The following is a 17,412-nucleotide window of genomic DNA, read 5'->3' as shown; positions in this document are numbered from 1 at the left end:
CTCTAACGCCGTTAACCTAGCGAGCGGAGCCGCGATGCTGACCCGGATGGCCCGATTCATCACCCGATCTCCGCGTGCCGTGCTGACCGCGGCGCTCGCCATCGCCGTGCTGTGCGGAGTCTTCGGCGCCACCGCGCCCGCGCACTTGAAATCCGGCGGTTTCACCTCCGACGACGCCGAGTCCGCCCGCGTCGCCCAACTGATCTCGGACAACTTCGCCGGGGCCGCGCCCAACTTCGTGCTGCTGGTCAGCTCGGACGCGGGCGCGGACGATCCGGCCACCAAGGCGGCGGGCGCCGGGCTGGCCGACGCGCTGAAATCCCGCACGGATGTGCAGGGCGTTCAGTCCTACTGGACCACGCCGCAGCCGCTGGCGAACGCGTTGCGCAGCACCGACGGCAAGAGCGCCTTGGTGGTCGCCTTCATCGACGGCGACGAAACCCAGGTGCAGCAGACCGCGAGCGAACTGGAACGGCAGTTCGCGGGCGTGTCCAACGGCATCACGGTCCGCCAAGGCGGCATCGCCGCGATCTATCAGGACGTCACCGAGCAGACCACCCGCGACCTCGCGCTGGCCGAGGGCGTCGCGGTGCCGCTGTCGATGATCGTGCTGATCCTGGTGTTCGGCAGCCTGGTCGCCGCGTCCCTCCCGTTGGCCATCGGGGTGTTCGCCATCCTGGCGACCCTGGCGCTGCTGCGCATGTTCACGCTGTTCACCGACGTCTCGATCTACGCGCTGAACATGACGACGGCGATGGGTCTCGCGCTGGCCATCGACTCCAGCCTGTTCATCGTCAGCCGTTTCCGGGAAGAACTCGCCAACGGCTTGGATCCGGCCGCGGCCACCATCCGGTCCGTGCAGACTGCGGGGCGCACCGTGCTGTTCTCCGCGCTCACCGTCGCGCTCTCGATGGCCGTGCTGAGCGTTTTCGACCTCTACTTCCTGAAGAGCTTCGCCTACGCGGGCGTCGCGGTGGTCGCCGCGGCGGCGCTCGCGTCGATCGTGGTCCTGCCCGCGGCGCTGGTACTGCTCGGCCACCGGGTGAACTCCCTCGACCTGCGGGCTCCGTTGCGTCGCCTGTTCGGTCGCGACGCGCCCGCGCCCGGCCCACAGCGGCCGGAGGACACCGGCTGGTACCGGCTGGCCGGCGTGGTGATGCGGCACGCGGCACCGGTCGCGGTCGCGATCATCGCCCTGCTGCTCGCGCTCGGAGCGCCGTTCCTCTCGGTCAAGTTCGGTTATCCCGACGACCGGGTGCTGCCGGATTCCGCCGCCAGCCGCCAGGTGGGCGATGCCCTGCGCACCGAGTTCCCCCAGGCCGATCCGGTCGCCAGCACCACCATCGTGCTGGACGGCTATCGCGGCGGCAGCGCGGCGCTCGGCGGATACGCCGCGGAGCTGTCCAAGGTGGAGGGCGTGCCCGCGGTCCTCTCCGCCGCCGGGGTCTATGTGACCGGCGCACGGGTCGCGCCACCTCCGCCCGGAATGATCAACGACACCGGGACCTACCTGAGCGTCGCGACCAAACTGGATCCCTTCTCCCCCGCGGGTGACCGGCAACTGAAAGCGATCCGGACGATCCCCGCTCCGGGCGACGCGCTCTACGGCGGCGCCGCGGCGGCCAACGCCGACTCGCTCCAGGCACTGGCCGCGCGGCTCCCGCTCGCCGCCGCCCTGATCGCGCTGACCACGTTCGTCGTGTTGTTCCTGTTCACCGGCAGCGTCGTGCTGCCGATCAAAGCGCTCGTGCTGAACACGCTGTCGCTGGCCGCCGCTTTCGGCGCGATGGTGTGGGTGTTCCAGGAAGGGCACCTGTCCGGTCTGCTCGGTTTCACCGCGGTCGGATACCTGGTGCCGACCATGCCGATCCTGATGTTCTGCCTGGCCTTCGGCCTGTCCATGGACTACGAGGTGTTCCTGCTGTCGCGGGTGCGCGAGGAGTGGCTCGCCACGCACGACAACACTCGCGCGGTCGCGATCGGGCTGGCCCGCACGGGCCGGATCTTCACCGCCGCCGCGGTGCTGATGGCCATCGTGCTCGGGGCCCTGGTGACCGCGAAGGTGTCGTTCATGCAGCTGCTCGGCCTCGGTCTCACGTTGACCGTGCTGGCCGACGCCACGCTCATCCGCGGCTTGCTCGCGCCCGCGCTCATGCGTCTGCTCGGACCGGCCAACTGGTGGGCGCCCGCGCCGCTGGCCCGCCTGCACGCCAAGATCGGGCTGACCGAGGGCGAGGAGGACGCCGCCGCACGCCCGCTGGAAACCGCGGGACGCGCATGATCGGTGGCAGGCGTCCGCGGTCGCCGCGCGGTTCCGGAGCCCAGCTGCGCGAGGAGATCCTGCGGGCCACGGCCGACCTGCTCACCAGGACCGGGCATGCCGAGGCCGTCTCCATCCGGGCGGTGAGCAGGCTGGTCGGCGTGAGCGCGCCGTCGATCTACCGGCACTTCGCCGACAAGGACGAGCTCATCGATGCGGTCGTCGCCCAGGTCTTCGAAGACCTGGCCGACGCGCTTCGGGCCGCCACCGACCCCGCGACCTCCCCGTTGACCCAGCTGCACGACCAAGGCATGGCCTACGTCCGCTTCGCCCTCGACCATCCCGAGCAGTACCGGCTGGCGACCGCGCCCACCGAAACCGGAGGCGCGGTGGACCAGGTCCTCACCAGTGGGGCTTTCCAGCATTTCGCGAATACCGTGCGCAAGTGCATGGACGAGGGGACGATCGCGCCACGCGACCCGCTGCCGATCGTGCTGGAACTGTGGTCGGTGGGTCACGGCATCGCCTCCCTCCTGCTCGCCAAACCCTTCCTGCCCTGGGGCGATGCGGAAGCGACCGCCTCACGCGTGATGGGCGCGGCATGCATCGGCTACACCGTGCTCGACCTGGTCGGCACCGACCCGCCGACACCGGACGCGGTCGCCGCGTGGCTGCGCGGTGTCCGGAAGGATCAGCCCTCCACCTGACCAGAGGACCGCGTTTTCCCGATCGGCTGTCGGCCCGTGAGCGACCGTTCGGTAACCTCGCAGCGCACCTGCGCGGAAGGAATACCCCGTGACCTCGACCATCGACCCCGCGGCCACCGCTTGGCTGCTGATCAGCACGGCCCTGGTCCTACTGATGACACCCGGCCTGGCCATCTTCTACGGCGGGATGGTGCGCTCGACCGGCGTACTCAACATGTTGATGATGAACTTCATCGCGATCCCGCTGGTCACCGTGACCTGGCTACTTTTCGGCTACAGTCTGGCGTTCGGCGCCGACGCGGGCGGCGGCCTGATCGGCGGCCTCGATCACCTGGGCATGGCGGGCATCGATCCCGGTTCGGTGCGCGGCTCGGTGCCCGAGCTGCTGTTCGTCACCTTCCAGCTCACCTTCGCCGTTCTGACCGCCGCGCTGGTCAGCGGCGCCATCGCCGACCGCGCCAAATTCTCCGCGTGGATGATCTTCGTGCCGGTGTGGGCGCTCGCGGTGTACGCGCCGATCGCCCACTGGGTGTGGGGCCCGGACGGTTGGCTCGCGCGGTTCGGCGCGCTGGACTACGCGGGCGGGCTGGTGGTGGAGATCGCCTCCGGCGCGTCGGCCCTGGCCCTCGCGCTCGTGCTCGGCCCGCGCATCGGGTTCCGCACCGACGCGATGCGTCCGCACAATCTGCCCTTCGTGCTGCTCGGCGCGGGCCTGCTGTGGTTCGGCTGGTTCGGCTTCAACGCCGGTTCGGCGCTGGCCGCCAACGGCCTCGCCGCGGCCGTCTTCCTGAACACCCTGGTGGCGGGCTGTCTCGGCATGCTCGGCTGGCTGGCGGTCGAGCAGATCCGTGACGGCAGGCCGACCACCTTCGGCGCCGCCTCCGGCGTGGTGGCGGGCTTGGTCGCCATCACCCCTTCGTGCGGATCGGTCAACACCCTCGGCGCGGTGCTGGTCGGGCTGGCCGCGGGCGTGGTGTGCTCGTTCGCGGTGGGCTGGAAGTTCAAGGCGGGTTATGACGATTCGCTCGACGTGGTCGGCGTGCACTTCGCAGGCGGCGTGGTGGGCACCGTGCTGATCGGCTTGCTCGCCACCGCGGTGATGACCGGCGGCGCCGAGGGCCTGTTCTTCGGCGGTGGACTCGCCCAGCTCGGCAAGCAGCTGGTGGCGGTGCTGGTCGTCGCGGCCTACGCGTTCGGCGTCTCCTTCGCACTCGGCAAGGGCATCGACCGGCTCGTCGGCTTCCGGGTCAGCAAGGAGGACGAGACCGCCGGGATCGACTTCGCCCTGCACGCCGAGACGGCATACGCCGAAGGAGTGCACGGGCACGCGCCCCGCAGGCTCGGCGAGGGGCTTTTCGGGCGTCCACATCCCGAGCGCCCGCTCGATGACGATCCGAAGCTCTGACCCAGAGCGCCGGGCTCGCGGCGGTTCACCGACGCCGACGATCGCACCGGGGATCGCTCGCTCCCGTCCACCGAGCGCTGCGGCCTGAGCCGAGCCGGATGACCACCGCGCGGGCGGTGCCCGCTCGGCGCCTCAGCTCACCGAGCTCGCCGACGCGGTGAACGTATTGCACTGGGCGGCACGATTTTTGTCCAGGCCGGTCTCGAACCACTGACCGCCGTTCTCGGCCGACCCGTGGTCGCGCATGTCCCCGGATTGGTCGCCGCGCCCATAGGCGTCCTTGCGGGCCACCGTGAGCTGCGGAGCCGTCAGCGAGCCGCCTTTCGACGACGAGGAGAGGTACATGCCGTCGAAACAGTTGGCCTGTAATTCGACTCGGCGGGACAATTCCAGCCCCTTGGCGGTGCGCGGCCCGGCATCGGCCCGCTCGCTGTTGGCCTTGCGCAGGATGCCGGACATCGCCTGCACGTGGTGTCCGTACTCGTGCGCGAAGACCGAGAGGTAGACCACCCAGTTGTCCTTGAAATAGTCCGTCTGCAGCTGGCTGATCGGCATGTAGATCGTTTTGTTCGCCGGGCAGTAGAACGCGGCGAAATTGCTGGTCGAGCCGGTGCACGGCGTGGTTATGCCCGCCGTGGTCGCGCTCACGTTCAGCGACGGCGGCTGGAACGGCAGATTCGCCTCGCGCAACACGGGTTTCCACGCCGCCTCCAGGCACGACGCGGCGCTTTCGAAGAACTTGCGGGCGGCGTCCACCTGGGTGCCCCACGGCGAGTAATCGCACCGCGCCGGAACGAGGGTCGTGCTCGGGTCGGTCAGCAGCGGGTTGGCGCCGGTTTCCGACGGTCCGGTCGAGCCGTCGGGCTGGGCGTCGAACGTGAGACTCGGTCGGGGGCCGGACGCGTCGCTGTCGCCGCGTCCCACCGCGATCGCGTTGCGCACCAGCCCGGCCGCGACCAGGAAAACGACGACGACCAGCAGCACCACCCATCCGCCGCCACCGCGTTTGCGCTGCGGCGGGTAAGGAGGCCGCCCGGGCGGGCCATAGGGCATCGGCGGAGGGACCGGAGAGCCGTAGCCCGGCGGCGGGCCGTAACTGGGCTGGGCATACCCCGGCGGAGGGCCGTAACCGGGGGGCGGGCCGTATCCGGGTGGCGGACCGTAACCGGGGTGTGGTCCATTGGGCGCACCGTAGCCGGGCGGCGGAGGAACCGGACGCCCCCTGGGCGGGACCGGTCCGTGTCCGTACGGTGGTTGTGTCACGCCCCCGTACCCCCTCGTCTCAGTGATCGCCGACAGCCGCTGACGCAGAATAGCAAGCTGTCTAAAGTAGGCAGCCATGCTGACTTTTCGGGGGGCCGCCCTAGGCGCGCTGCTTCTCGCCATCGCGGCAATGTTCGCGGCGGCCCCGGTCGCCCTGGCCCAGCCCGCACCCGACGGCGTGGCCATCACCGCCGATCTGAAGCTGAACCGCGAGGGCGTCCTCGAAGTCGTCGAACAGGTCTCGGTGCCGCCGGACGGCTCGTTCCGGATGTCGCTTCCGCTGCGGCTGAAGGTGAGTGATGACGCCGAGCGCGTGTTCCGGGTCACCGATGTGAACACCGAAGGCCCGGGGACAGCGACGGTCGCCAACGACCAGTTCACCATCGAGGCGCGGCCGGGCAAGTCCACCTTTCAGTACTCCGTGCAGAACACCGTCAGTGACGCGCCGGGCACCCAGGTGTTCCATTGGCTCGGCGTGCTCGGCGCCGACATCGCGTCCATCAGCGCCTCGCTGATCAGCCCGAGCTTCGAAATGGGCATCGTGGATTGCAAACTCGGCCCGCCCGGCAGCACCCGGCCGTGCGCCGACGTCAAGATCGAGTCCGATGGCGTTCTGTTCCTGGAACAAACCGACCTGCACAAGGGCGACGCGATCGACCTGACGCTGCAATTGCCGCCCGGCACCGTGCCCAGCAACGCCGACGTGCGCGGCGGCGACGCGGGCCCCTTCGCGATCACCGCCCCGGTGCTCGTCGCGTTCGGCGTCCTGCTGCTGGCGCTGGCGGGGCTGGCCGCCTTCGTGCTGCGCGCGCGCCGCGAGGACGCGACGGTGGGCGAGGGGACACAGACGCTCGACCCGCTGCTGCGCGAAGGCGATCGCGTGCAGTTCACCTCGCCCGAGGGCGCGCTGCCCGGCGAGGCCGGTCTGCTGCTGGACGGGCATGTCGATCCGGTCGACATCGCCGCCACGGTGGTGGATCTCGCGGTGCGCCGGTATCTCCGGATCATGCCGCTCAGCGACAGCGACTGGCGGATCACCCGCGTGAATACGCCCGACGATCAGCTGCGCGACTACGAGAAGGCCGTCTACCAGGCGTTGCTACCGGGCGGCGCCGACGCCGTGACGCTGGGCGAACTGCGCAAACCGGGGCGCGTGGCCTCCGCTCCGGTCCGCACGGCTCTGGTCGCCGATGCCGTCGCCCGCGGCAATTTCCTCGATCGCCGCCGTCCCGGCCTCGCGGTGTGGCTCGGTGCGGCGCTGGTGGCCGCGGGTGCCGTCGCGACCGTGGCGCTCGCGCTCACCTCCGGGCATGCCTTGGTCGGCGTCGCCATCGCACTCGGCGGCGTCGCGACCCTGCTCACGCCGAAGTACCTGCCGGTGCGGACGACCCGGGGGCTGGAACTCGCCCGGCAGATCCGCGCGTTGCAGCGCGGCCTGGAAATCACCCGGCGCGAACAGATTCCGCCGATCGACCAGGAGACCGTGTTCTCCCGCGCCCTGCCGTTCACGGTGCTCGGTGCGCGCGCCGACAATTGGATCCGCGCCTTCCGCGACCTCGATCCGTCTGCCGACGCGCAACCCGGCCTCTACTGGTTCGGCGGCTTCGAACGCGACCGCAACCTGCAACGCTTCGCAAGCCACTTCCCGTTCTTCATCACGGCGTTGGAAGGCCTCTTCGCTACCGCGGGCGACCCGCATCGGTAAGCCCTATACGCACGAAAAGGGCGACCGGACAGCGGGTCCGATCGCCCTTCGTCGTATTTGCTCAGTCGCTCAACGCGGTTCGCCGGATCGCCGCCAGCGGATCGGCGTAGAGGACGCTCAGCGAGGTCACCACGGCGGCGTATTCCTGGACCTTGCCGCCGAATCCGCTGATCCGGATATCGGTGGGCGGCAGCGTCGAACCCTGGTTGAACGCCCTGGCCACATGCGCCACGGCGGGGCGATAGCCGGTGAACGCCTGACCGCCGAGAATCACCCGATCAGGGTTGAGCATGTCGCGCACCATCGCGACGGTGTGGCCCAGAATGGTGGCCCGCTCGGCGAGCAGCTCGCGCGCGGATTCCGACCCGGCCTCCGCGGCGCGGTACAGATCGGCGATGGTCGAGCCCGCGGTTCCGTTGTGCGCCGGGATGATGCCACGGCCGACGGCCCTGGAGTGCAGCGACCGATCGCCGACGGTCACCTCCAAGCAGCCACGCCGTCCGCAGGTGCATTCCACGTCCGAGCCCGTCGGCAGGTGCGCGATCGACCCGGGGCCGTTGCTCGGCGTGTGCACGCGGCCGTCCAAAGTCACCGCGATACCGGCGGTCTCACGCACGTAGAAGTACAGGCTGCTGCCCCGCTCGACGCGCGCCTGATCCTTGGGTTCAGCGGTGGGCAGCAACAGCTCGGAACCCGCCATCGCCTCGACGTGCGGCGCGACCGAGACGGGCAACTCCAGTACCTCACCGAGCACCGAACCGACTTGCGCGCCACGCCATTCCAGCTTCGGGTGGTCGACGACGCCGGTCAGCGGATCTACCCGGCCACCGATCGCGACACCGGCCCACAGCGCCTTACGCCGGTGCCAGCGCTGCAGGAACGCCTTCGCGCTGCGGGCGACGGTGGTGGTGGCGAATTCCTGACCGGTCTGCGGAGTGGCGATGGCCAGGCCGCCGAGGATGCGGCCGCGCAGGTCGGCGGCGACGATCTTGGTGACCGCGGCGCCGATGTGGATGCCGATGGTCAGATAGGCGTCGTGATCGATTTCGAAGGGGACGCGGGGGCGTCCGACCGCACCCGAGGCCGTCAGGTCGGGGCGCTCCCGCAGCAGGCCGGCCGCGAGTAGTGCGGACACCTGACGATTGACCGTTGCGATGCTCAAACCCGTTGTGCGGGCAGCATTGTCGCGGGAGACGGGACCGCCGGTCGCGGCGCGCAGCACCGCGGCCGCCGGATTGTCGCCGATGCGGAGTTCGGGGGCGACGACCGGGCGCTGGACGCGGGCACGGCTGCCCGCAACCCTGGAGACGGATCGTTCGAGGGTGGGAAGGGACATTGTGCAGATCCTTGCTGAAGTCCCGTAATCGAACGGGACGTGCCTACATGGGCGGCGAGGCAGCAAACGAGCAGGAAAAACAGCTCAGCTGCAGCAAGAGAGGCGACACAGTTCGCGCGTCAACGGCAGCCGCAGACCCAGCGCGGCGGTCACGTAAGTGACGCGCAGGAGGTTCGATCGGCCGGCAGACATGTCATTAAAATTAACACTGATTTCCGCGACGCACCAACCCCAGACTCGCCGTTGTGCGCACCCGCACATTGTTTCCCCAGGTCGCACGCACACGAAAAAGACCCCGCTCCCCGGAAGACGGGCGGAGCGGAGTCTTTTCAGGCGGAAGGATTACTTCGGTGCGACGAACGGCTGATTGATCGTCGTGAAGTACTGGATCGCGGCACCGATCGCCACCGGGGCGGTGATCAGGATCTGGCCAGCGAGGGTGCCCAGCGCGCCGACGGCGATGATGCCGCCGAGGCAGCCGATGGCGGCCGCCGGGATGAACGCGCCGAACAGGCCGACGATCGCGGCCGAGGCCACGGTCGCGCCCGCGATGCCGCCGAGCACGCAGCCGATGGCGCCGCCCGCCAGGCCGCCGACGAGCGTTCCGATGGTCGCACCGGCGGCGATCGTGCTGGTCAGGCGGGTCCAAGCGGCGACCTCACGGTCGTACTCGGTCTTCCACGGCGCCTTGTCCTCGTACGGCAGGGCGACCGGCTTGTAGACCGCGTGTTCCCGGTCGAACACCGGCGTCAGCGTCGCGGTGCGGCCGGAAACCGCTGCGGCGATCGGGAATTCGAAGTCCTCGAGCTGAAACCTCAGCGGCTGCGCGGCGAGCACGGTACCGTTGGAGGCCTTCACCTGGAGCACCTCGTTCTCGACCACCAGCGAGCCCGCGTCGATTTCGATGATCGACTGGGTATCGGTCGCGTGCGCGGTGAAATTGATTGCGCTTTCCGCGCTTTCTTCTGCCGGGGTGGCGCCCGATGTACCCGCGGCCACTCCGGTCGCAATGGTCACCAGCGCCGCCACCACGGCGAGCTTCCTCATCCTCATGTCCTGCAATCCCTCATCTCAGGTGGAGCCCTACCAGCCAAAAGCATCGGGCACGGGCTCTGCGAGAACGAGGAAAAAACGCAGGAAGATTTCAAATAGGCAACCGGGGAGTTACGCGCACCGGGCTACTTCGCTTTGGCCGCCGCTTTCGCCTGCTTCTTGAATTCCCTTACCTGCGCGAGGGATTCGGCGTCGGTCACGTCGGCAACCGATCGGCGCGAGCCTTCGTCGCCGTACGCGCCCGCCGCCGCGCGCCAGCCTTCCGGCCGTACGCCCCGCTGCTTACCCAGCAGCGCTAGGAAGATCTTCGCCTTCTGCTCGCCGTAGCCGGGGAGGTCCTTCAGGCGGCGCAGCACCTCTTTGCCGTCCGGGTCGCCCTGGGTCCAGATGTTCTCGGCCTTGCCGTCGTAGTGGTCGATGACGTAGCGAGCCAGCTCCTGGGCGCGCCGGGCCATGGACCGGCCGTAGCGATGGATCGCGGGCGGGGTAGCGGCGAGGTCCTCGAATTCCTGCGGATCGGCCTCGGCGATGCGCTGGATGTCGAACCCGCCCATCCGGTCGGCGATCTTCTTCGGGCCGCGGAAGGCGTGCTCCATCGGATACTGCTGGTCCAGCAGCATGCCGAGCAGCGTGGCGAAATGGTCCTCGGTCAGTAGCTGGTCCGCCTCGGCGTCCTGCGCCAGGCACAGCGTGCGCGTCACTGTCCCGCCTCTCCGTCTCTTGGGCAGTACCAGACTAGTCGGCAGCGATAGTGACCCACCTCACATCCCCTACGCGCGGGTAGATGACCTGCCGCGTAGGCTCCAGGCCATGCCTCAGACGACGGCGACACCGACCAAGACGACGGCAACGGCCAGGGATGGACACGGGCCCATGAACACCTACGCATTGCGCCCCGATCGGTTCGACCGAGCGGGTCAGGATCAGCTCGTCGACGTGCGCGACCTACAGGCCGCGCTGCCCGGTATCCGCCGCTTGCGCACCTGGGCGCACGAAGCGCTCGCGCTGCGGCCGGGCGAACACGCCGTTGACATCGGCTCCGGCACGGGATCGGAGGTCATCACCTTCGCCGAGGCGGTCGGCCCGAACGGCAGCGCGGTCGGCGTCGAGCCGGACCCGCAGCTGCTCGCCTCCGCCGAGCGCCGTGCCGCCCAGGCCGGCTCGACGGCGAAATTCCATTCCGGGGACGCCTACGGCGTGCCGTTCGGCGCGGACTGCTTCGACGCCGTTCTGTGCGAGCGCGTCTTCCAGCACCTCACCGCCCCCGCCCGCGCGGCCAACGAGATCGCGCGCGTGCTGCGTCCTGGCGGCCGCGTGGTCGTGGTGGACAGCGACTGGGGCACGGCGATCGTGCACCCCGGTGACCGGCGGGTCGTCCGCGAGGTGATCGACACGCTCGTGTCGGCGACCACCAATCCGCTGTCGGGCCGTCGCCTGCCCGGTCTGCTCACCAAGGCCGGCCTGGTGGTCGACGACATCGGCTCGGAGGCCCTGGTGCAGGACCGCAGCGTGGGCGCGGGCTCGCTGATCACCAGGATCTCGGCGATGGCGGTCGCGCGCGGCGCGATCACCGAGGCGGAGCGCGATCGCCTGCTCGCCGACCTCGACGCGGGCGCCGCCAATGGCGACATCCACCTCTCGGTGACCATGTTCGCCGTCCTCGCGCACAAGCCGCGCTGAGCAGGCCGATGGCCGTCGACGTGCTGACCGACGTCGTGATCGACCGATCACGCGAGCTGGTCGCCGCGTACTCGGCCGATCCGGCGCACGCTCCGGCCTGGTACTCGCGCATCCACAGTGTCACGTGGGAAACGGAGCCGCCGCTGCGCGTGGGCTCGCGGATGACGTTCGTCGCCCACTTCCTGGGCAGCAGGCTGACCTATACCTATGAGGTGGTGGACTACGCGGCCGGCGTGCGGCTGGTTATGCGCACCGCGCAGGGGCCGTTTCCGATGGAGACGACCTATACCTGGGCCGATACGCCGGAGGGCGGCACCCGCATGACACTGCGCAACCGGGGCGAACCGAAAGGTTTCCGGAAGCTGACCGCACCCGTGTTGGAAGCGGCGATACGGCGGGCGAATCGCGCGGATCTGGCGCGACTGAAGGAACTGCTGGAGACCGGGTAGGCGGCGCGCCTCGATCGGGCTGCAACCTCCATCGGCGTTCGAGACAGATCGAAACGCCCGGCACGAATCCGTGCCGGGCGTTGTTCGCTGGTCCGCGCCTACTTGCCGAGCAGCTTCTCGGTAGCCGCCAGCAGCACGCAGGTGGCCAGGCCGTCCATGGCCTTCTCCAGCTCGGGCAGCTTCGGGAAGCTCGGGGCGATCCGAATGTTCTTGTCTTCCGGATCGTTCCGGTACGGGAAGGCCGAACCGGCCGCGGTGAGCGCGATGCCCGCCTCCTTGGCGAGGGCGATCACCCGCGCCGCGGTGCCCTCGAGCACGTCCAGGCTGATGAAGTAGCCGCCCTTCGGCTCGGTCCAGGAGGCCACCTTGGTGGCGCCGAGGCGGTCCTCGAGGATCTTCAACACCAGCGCGAACTTCGGCTCCAGGATGGCGCGGTGCTTCTGCATGTGCGCGCGCACGCCGTCGGCGTCGCGGAAGAAGCGCAGGTGGCGCAGCTGGTTGATCTTGTCCGGGCCGATGCTCTTCTTCGAGGCGTGGCTCAGGTACCAGTCCAGATTCGCGGTGGAACCGCCGATGAAGCTGACGCCGGCGCCGGCAAAGGTGATCTTGGAGGTCGAGGCGAACACGATCGGGCGATTCGGGTTTCCGGCGTCGGCGGCAAGGCCGAGCACGTCGATCACCGGGGCCGCGGTGTCGGTCAGCGGGTGCACCGCATACGCGTTGTCCCAGAACAGCCGGAAGTCGGGCGCCGCGGCCGGCATCGAGACGAGTTCGCGGACAACGTCTTCGGAGAAGACGACGCCGGTCGGGTTGGAGTAGTTCGGCACCGCCCACAGACCCTTGATCTGCGGGTCGTTCGCCAGCAGCTCGGCGATGGCGTGGGTGTCCGGGCCGTCGTGGCGCATCGGGATCGGGATCATCTCGAAGCCGAGCGCCTCGGTGATCGCGAAGTGCCGGTCGTAGCCGGGGGCGGGACACAGGAACTTCAGAGTGTCCTCGGCGGCCCAGCGACGCTCGGAATCATTGGTGCCGTAGAGCATCGCGTAGGTGATCACGTCGTGCATCAGCTCGAGACTGGCGTTGTTGCCCGCGAGCAGATTGTCCACCGGGATGTTGAGCAGCTCGCCGAAGATGGCGCGCAGTTCCGGGAGACCGTGCAGGCCACCGTAGTTACGGCAGTCGGTGCCGGTGCCGTCGCGGAAATCGCCGTCGCCGGGCAGTTGCAGCAGCGCGGCGGACAGGTCGAGTTGCTCCGGCGAGGGTTTTCCCCTGGTCAGGTCCAGCGTGAGCTTCTCGGTCTTGAGCGTCGCGTAGTTCGCGGTCTGGGTGTCGTGCTCGAGCACGAGCTCCTCATGGCTCATCAAACCGATCTGCGTTTGCCGGGGCATCCTGGGCAGCCTTTCAAGCAGCGAGGGGACGATGGGTTTGGCCGGACCGATGTGCGGCGGCGACCGAACAGTTGTCCGCGCAGACGCACATGCATCCACGGACGGTGTTCACGTTACCCGTGCGACGCCCGGAATTGGAGGCGTTATCCGAGGGCGGGATGAAGAGGCGAACGACCGGGGCCATCCGCGGCCCGCACCGGCCGGGCACCCACGAGAGGCCTTCGAAAGGGGACCCCGCGCACCCGGCAGAGCCCGTTGACCCTTGCTGCCTTCCGGCCCTGGGGGGGTTCACAGGATGCGCGCCGCGCGGGATCCGTCGGCCAGTGTAGCGCCTCCCGCGCGTAAACCCATCTTCCGGGTCCACCACCCGACTCGACCAGGCACTTCTCCCACGTCACCCCACCTATTTGGCGACCGGCCGGGGGCTACCGGTATGCTGCTCCACGGAGGATTCGCCTAGTGGCCTATGGCGCTCGCCTGGAACGCGGGTTGGGTTAACGCCCTCAGGGGTTCAAATCCCCTATCCTCCGCTGGAGAAGGGCCTGGTCAGGACGGTTTACCCGTTCTGACCAGGCCTTTACTCGTTAGCGGCCGATCGCATCGAGGAGATATCGGCGGACCCCGTTCCGATGGTCGTGGCTCCGCTGAAGGGCGGCCCGCCGGGGGCGGCGTCGACTCCGTGACCTGCGTCGGTCAGCCTGCACGACGAATAACGCGCCCCGCCTCCGTTGATTCGGAGGCGGGGCGCGATTCGTTATATCCGGTGCGCTGGTCTACATCTCCAGCTTCGCCAGCATCCAAGTGCCGAGAGCGTACATGTCGTCGGCGGGGATGGCGCGCGTGTAGTGCAGGGGCGGAGTTATCCAGCGGAACCGACGCCACCCGCTGGCGACGGATGACCCAACCGCCGTATTCGCGGTGAGGATGCCACTGGCCTTCACCGGTATAGCCGGGCTCGCGGGATTCACGCCGGAACCAGGCGTGCACGTGGCGGCGCAACAGAAACCAGCGAGTGGACCATGTCGGAGGGCCGCTAGTGATAACGAGCAGCTTCATCGGAGTGAACTTAGCACTGGAGGATGGCGGGCACGGTTTCTTTGCGGCTCTCGCTCAGTCACGAAAGCCAGGTCGGCGGCGCAGCGCGGCCTTGGATCAGTTGGGCATGGTCGAGGCCCGAATCATCGAGGGCGAGCTCGAGGAGGCATGCCGCGTCGGGCATCCGACCGTGTCGCGAAGAAACTCGCCAGGGTGTACCACCGCACCGGCCATTACGTGACGGTGGGCGCAGTGGTCGAATTGCGGGAGCGGATGCGGCCGCTGATTGCCGCGACAGCATAGGAGCACATCTGCATGGTGCGTATCGGTGTCACCGGCCACATGAACATCACCGAGGCCACCGCGCCGTTGGTGTACGACGCGGTGCGCGCGCTGCTCGATGGGCATGATCCGAGCGATCTGGTCGGGGTGAGTTGTATTGCGCGCGGGTCTGATTCGGTGTTCGCGCGGGCGGTGCTCGATGCGGGCGGTCGGCTCGAGGTGGTGTTGCCCTCACGGAACTACCGCGAGCGGAAGGTGAAGCCGGATCACGCCGAGTTGTTCGATGAGCTCGTGAAGCGCGCGACCACCGTGCGTGTGATGGATTTCGACGACGCGGGCCGTGCAGCGTACGAGGCGGCCAACGATGTCGTAGTCGGGTCGGTCGACCGGCTGGTCGCGGTTTGGGATGGCGATGCCGGGCAGAAGGCGGGCACCGGGACGGTGGTCGAACTCGCGCGTGAACGTGGTGTGCCGGTCGATGTCGTATGGCCGAAAGGCGCCGCACGAAGCTGACGCCCCGTTTGCCCGATCTGGACTGTGCGACTTCCCATTCCGATGGAATGATCTTCTCCGTGACTCAGTGGCTTCCGCTCTTCGGTTCCTTCATCGTTGCCATTGCGGCGTTGGTCGGCGTGCTGGTCAACAACCGAACGAACCGTGCGGCGCTCACCGCAGCGGACGAGCGGAACCGGGTCACCTTGGACGCGGCGCAGCGCGCCGTGGAGTCGACCAACGCGGCGGCCGAGCGGCGGGAGCACGACAAGTGGCGGCGGGAATCGGTGTTGACCGCGGTCTCGTCCGTGCTGTCGATTTCGAGCGACGTCCGCCAGCAGCTGTTGCACTGCGAGCACTGGGAGGCCGACGAGCTGGACGACGTCGACGCGGAGATCCGGCAGCTCATCACCGGCTCGCGGGGTTATATCAGCAACCTGCGCGTCCTGTCGCATCGCAAGATCCCCAACCGCTGCGAGGACCTGATGCGCACGCTCACCGCGGCGCTGAACATCAGCTTGCAGCGCCGCCGGATCGAATTCGACGGCGAGGCCACCGCCGAGGAGATCACCGAGATCCAGGCGCTGTGGTCCCGGGCGATCGAGAACACGGTCGAGGAGGAGCGTTCGGTCATCAACGCCACCCGGCTCGAACTGGATATCAAGATCTCCGCCGAGGTGCACCAGGCCGCTCCGCAGCCTGCTCTCGCCCGTTCTTGACCGGCGGACTCGTCACGCCGGAGCCGCGTCGACCCGCGTGAGATGCGCTTCGAGCAGTGCGGCACGAAGGTGGGCGGCGTAGGCGTCCACGTCGGGCAGCACCTCGGGGTCCGCCTGCAGGGAGATGGTGACGGTGTCGCCGAGTCCGTGCACCCCGTGGGTGAGATGCATGACGGAGCCGAGGGCCGGGAACCCGGCCGTGAAACGCACCGCGCCGCCACCGAACGAAAGATCGGCCGGGCCGCGGTCGACGCTGGAGACGACGGTGTGGCCCGCGATCGAGTCGGGGACGGCGTCGAGGGGGTAGCTGTCCACGTCCCGGCGCAGCAGTGGGGCCGGCATGGCCGCGGTGACCCGGTCCTGCGCGGACAGCAGCGGGTGCCGTGCGCGGACGCGCCGGTCGGCGAGCGCTGCGGCGATCTTGTCGGCGCGCAGGCGCAGATCGGGTTCGTCGATGAACAGGTCGACGCCGAGACTGCGATAGTTGTTGCGTAGGCGGGTTGCCTCGGGAAGAGCCATCGGCACCTGCGCACCGAGCCGCTCCACCGGCTCGCCCAGCTCGGCCAGGTAGCGGGCGAGCGCCAGCGATACCGCGGTCAGGACGACAACCGTGACGGTCCGGCCGGGCACCCGCAGGTCGGCGGACGGGAACACCAGCATCCGAGCTTCGTGCCGCGAGACGCCTTGCGCTGAAGATCGATTCAGCACACTCGGCGGAAAACCGGAAGCGGGTGGCGGCACCGCACCAGACTCGGTCAACTCCGCCAGCCGCCGCTGCGCTCGGAACGCCTGGTAGCCGCGCACCGCCGTCGCCGCCACCCGGACCGGCATGCGCAGCACACCGACCGCCGAGTCGACCAGCACCCCGGCCGCCGACACCGCGGCACCGATGCTCCGCCCACGTGCCGCGACGTCTTCCGCGAAGGGCCACCGCAGCAGCCGCCATCCAGCCTCATCCACCGCTTCGACGCCGCCATCGGACGCAGGGTCCAGCCGGTCGCCGTCCTCGACCGCGAAAGTCTCCGAGAACAGCGCGCGCGCGATCGCCGAGGACCGCCGTCCATCGGCCAGTGCATGGGACATCTGGAGCACCACCACCAGCGCGGGCTCGCCTTCCAGCCCCGGTGCGTCGTCGATCGCACGGAACACATGCAGCCGCCATGGGTGCACGGCGGCATCCACGCCGGTGCCGAGCAGATCGCCGAGGACCCCCAGGAAGCACGACCAACTGCGCTCCACCAGTACATGTTCTACGAATTGCTCGGCGTCGAATTCGCACCGTGTCCAGAACGGGTAATCGATGTCCGCGGGCAGTTCGCGCAGCCGGACCCGCAGATCGGAGATCCGCGCGCTCCGTTCGGCGACGGCGGCACGCAGTTCCGCTGTGGGCAGTCCGCGATCGGCGAAGCAATACAAGAGAAAAAGGTCGTTGCGCGTACGTTCGGACAGCCAATACATCGTCGCGTCCTGCGGTGCCATCGCGCTCACAAGTAAAACGATATCGACTCGGACCCGATCGCGTCCGGTCGGCCGGAGCAATGTGAATGATCTTGTTCCACAATTCCGTCCGGAAAACCCCATCGATTCCGGCACGCGGCTCTGCTACCGTCTGTAGTAGGAACGGATACCACTCACCCA

Annotated in this window: 15 protein-coding genes, 1 tRNA gene and 1 other RNA gene; 10 read left to right on the top strand and 7 right to left on the bottom strand. The window is 68.8% G+C overall.

Annotated elements, in window-relative coordinates; translation table 11 throughout:
* The first annotated feature begins 34 nt into the window (after nt 1–34).
* From ON21_RS01190 to ON21_RS01180, 3 genes are all read left to right on the top strand, one after another.
* The gene (locus tag ON21_RS01190; RefSeq protein ID WP_039794439.1) at nt 35–2,281 is read left to right on the top strand and encodes an MMPL family transporter; all 2,247 of its coding nucleotides are present in this window, start codon (nt 35–37) and stop codon (nt 2,279–2,281) included.
* Complete coding sequence (locus tag ON21_RS01185; RefSeq protein WP_039794438.1) at nt 2,278–2,967, top strand: TetR/AcrR family transcriptional regulator; 690 nt, start codon at nt 2,278–2,280, stop codon at nt 2,965–2,967. Before ON21_RS01190 ends, ON21_RS01185 begins: the two co-directional genes overlap by 4 nt.
* Nucleotides 2,968–3,055: 88 nt before the next feature.
* Nucleotides 3,056–4,372 carry an ammonium transporter gene (locus ON21_RS01180; RefSeq protein WP_039794437.1) on the top strand — a complete coding sequence of 439 codons (1,317 nt, stop codon included), beginning with the start codon at nt 3,056–3,058 and terminating at the stop codon, nt 4,370–4,372.
* 132 nt (nt 4,373–4,504) lie between these two features.
* On the opposite strand, the gene ON21_RS01175 is transcribed toward ON21_RS01180, so the two are convergent.
* Nucleotides 4,505–5,425, bottom strand: coding sequence for a neutral zinc metallopeptidase (locus ON21_RS01175; protein ID WP_039794436.1), 921 nt, complete (start codon nt 5,423–5,425; stop codon nt 4,505–4,507).
* 286 nt (nt 5,426–5,711) lie between these two features.
* Between ON21_RS01175 and ON21_RS01170 the strand changes: the two genes are divergently transcribed.
* Nucleotides 5,712–7,340: a DUF2207 family protein gene (locus tag ON21_RS01170; RefSeq protein WP_039794435.1), complete on the top strand. Its 1,629-nt coding sequence runs from the start codon at nt 5,712–5,714 to the stop codon at nt 7,338–7,340.
* Between the two features lie 61 nt (nt 7,341–7,401).
* Here ON21_RS01170 and ON21_RS01165 read toward each other — a convergent pair whose 3' ends face one another.
* From ON21_RS01165 to ON21_RS01155, 3 genes are all read right to left on the bottom strand, one after another.
* Nucleotides 7,402–8,676: an ROK family transcriptional regulator gene (locus ON21_RS01165; protein ID WP_039794434.1), complete on the bottom strand. Its 1,275-nt coding sequence runs from the start codon at nt 8,674–8,676 to the stop codon at nt 7,402–7,404.
* A 342-nt stretch (nt 8,677–9,018) separates the two neighbouring features.
* On the bottom strand, nt 9,019–9,729 hold the full coding sequence (locus ON21_RS01160; protein WP_039794433.1) for a DUF8020 domain-containing protein: 711 nt from the start codon (nt 9,727–9,729) through the stop codon (nt 9,019–9,021).
* A gap of 125 nt (nt 9,730–9,854) precedes the next feature.
* Nucleotides 9,855–10,430, bottom strand: a complete 576-nt coding sequence (locus tag ON21_RS01155; RefSeq protein ID WP_039794432.1) for an HhH-GPD-type base excision DNA repair protein — start codon at nt 10,428–10,430, stop codon at nt 9,855–9,857.
* A gap of 172 nt (nt 10,431–10,602) precedes the next feature.
* Between ON21_RS01155 and ON21_RS01150 the strand changes: the two genes are divergently transcribed.
* Complete coding sequence (locus ON21_RS01150) at nt 10,603–11,409, top strand: methyltransferase domain-containing protein (RefSeq protein WP_039794431.1); 807 nt, start codon at nt 10,603–10,605, stop codon at nt 11,407–11,409.
* An 8-nt stretch (nt 11,410–11,417) separates the two neighbouring features.
* Complete coding sequence (locus ON21_RS01145; RefSeq protein WP_039794430.1) at nt 11,418–11,858, top strand: SRPBCC family protein; 441 nt, start codon at nt 11,418–11,420, stop codon at nt 11,856–11,858.
* Between the two features lie 98 nt (nt 11,859–11,956).
* Here the strand turns inward: ON21_RS01145 and ON21_RS01140 are convergent, their stop codons facing one another.
* Both ON21_RS01140 and ffs read right to left on the bottom strand, forming a co-directional pair.
* A complete protein-coding gene (locus ON21_RS01140) occupies nt 11,957–13,246 on the bottom strand; it encodes an aspartate aminotransferase type Ic (protein ID WP_039794429.1) in 1,290 nt (429 codons plus the stop codon).
* A gap of 223 nt (nt 13,247–13,469) precedes the next feature.
* An RNA gene (ffs, locus tag ON21_RS36450) (signal recognition particle sRNA small type) lies at nt 13,470–13,564 on the bottom strand.
* Between the two features lie 127 nt (nt 13,565–13,691).
* Here ffs and ON21_RS01135 point away from each other — a divergent pair.
* The 4 genes from ON21_RS01135 to ON21_RS01125 all read left to right on the top strand — a co-directional run bounded on the left by ON21_RS01135 (nt 13,692) and on the right by ON21_RS01125 (nt 15,774).
* Nucleotides 13,692–13,776 (top strand) — tRNA-Ser (locus tag ON21_RS01135).
* Nucleotides 13,777–14,449: 673 nt separating this feature from the next.
* On the top strand, nt 14,450–14,584 hold the full coding sequence (locus tag ON21_RS40555) for a hypothetical protein (RefSeq protein WP_281032623.1): 135 nt from the start codon (nt 14,450–14,452) through the stop codon (nt 14,582–14,584).
* A 12-nt stretch (nt 14,585–14,596) separates the two neighbouring features.
* Nucleotides 14,597–15,076, top strand: coding sequence for a type 2 periplasmic-binding domain-containing protein (locus ON21_RS01130; RefSeq protein WP_039794428.1), 480 nt, complete (start codon nt 14,597–14,599; stop codon nt 15,074–15,076).
* A 59-nt stretch (nt 15,077–15,135) separates the two neighbouring features.
* Complete coding sequence (locus ON21_RS01125) at nt 15,136–15,774, top strand: hypothetical protein (protein WP_157170680.1); 639 nt, start codon at nt 15,136–15,138, stop codon at nt 15,772–15,774.
* A 12-nt stretch (nt 15,775–15,786) separates the two neighbouring features.
* Here the strand turns inward: ON21_RS01125 and ON21_RS01120 are convergent, their stop codons facing one another.
* Nucleotides 15,787–17,262 carry a WS/DGAT domain-containing protein gene (locus tag ON21_RS01120; RefSeq protein ID WP_157170679.1) on the bottom strand — a complete coding sequence of 492 codons (1,476 nt, stop codon included), beginning with the start codon at nt 17,260–17,262 and terminating at the stop codon, nt 15,787–15,789.
* Nucleotides 17,263–17,412: the final 150 nt, after the last annotated feature.

Source organism: Nocardia araoensis NBRC 100135, assembly GCF_000308435.1.
GTDB lineage: Bacteria > Actinomycetota > Actinomycetes > Mycobacteriales > Mycobacteriaceae > Nocardia > Nocardia araoensis.
The sequence above is the reverse complement of the archived record's forward strand: the minus strand, read 5'-3'. Positions and strand labels throughout refer to the sequence as shown.

What these genes read in the sequence shown, in the direction of transcription:
- ON21_RS01190 (WP_039794439.1), top strand. Translation starts at nt 35, where the DNA reads ATGCTGACCCGGATGGCCCGATTCATCACCCGATCTCCGCGTGCCGTG.
- ON21_RS01185 (WP_039794438.1), top strand. Translation starts at nt 2,278, where the DNA reads ATGATCGGTGGCAGGCGTCCGCGGTCGCCGCGCGGTTCCGGAGCCCAG.
- ON21_RS01175 (WP_039794436.1), bottom strand. Translation starts at nt 5,425, where the DNA reads ATGCCCTATGGCCCGCCCGGGCGGCCTCCTTACCCGCCGCAGCGCAAA.
- ON21_RS01170 (WP_039794435.1), top strand. Translation starts at nt 5,712, where the DNA reads ATGCTGACTTTTCGGGGGGCCGCCCTAGGCGCGCTGCTTCTCGCCATC.
- ON21_RS01165 (WP_039794434.1), bottom strand. Translation starts at nt 8,676, where the DNA reads ATGTCCCTTCCCACCCTCGAACGATCCGTCTCCAGGGTTGCGGGCAGC.
- ON21_RS01160 (WP_039794433.1), bottom strand. Translation starts at nt 9,729, where the DNA reads ATGAGGATGAGGAAGCTCGCCGTGGTGGCGGCGCTGGTGACCATTGCG.
- ON21_RS01150 (WP_039794431.1), top strand. Translation starts at nt 10,603, where the DNA reads ATGAACACCTACGCATTGCGCCCCGATCGGTTCGACCGAGCGGGTCAG.
- ON21_RS01145 (WP_039794430.1), top strand. Translation starts at nt 11,418, where the DNA reads ATGGCCGTCGACGTGCTGACCGACGTCGTGATCGACCGATCACGCGAG.
- ON21_RS01140 (WP_039794429.1), bottom strand. Translation starts at nt 13,246, where the DNA reads ATGCCCCGGCAAACGCAGATCGGTTTGATGAGCCATGAGGAGCTCGTG.
- ON21_RS40555 (WP_281032623.1), top strand. Translation starts at nt 14,450, where the DNA reads ATGCCGCGTCGGGCATCCGACCGTGTCGCGAAGAAACTCGCCAGGGTG.
- ON21_RS01130 (WP_039794428.1), top strand. Translation starts at nt 14,597, where the DNA reads ATGGTGCGTATCGGTGTCACCGGCCACATGAACATCACCGAGGCCACC.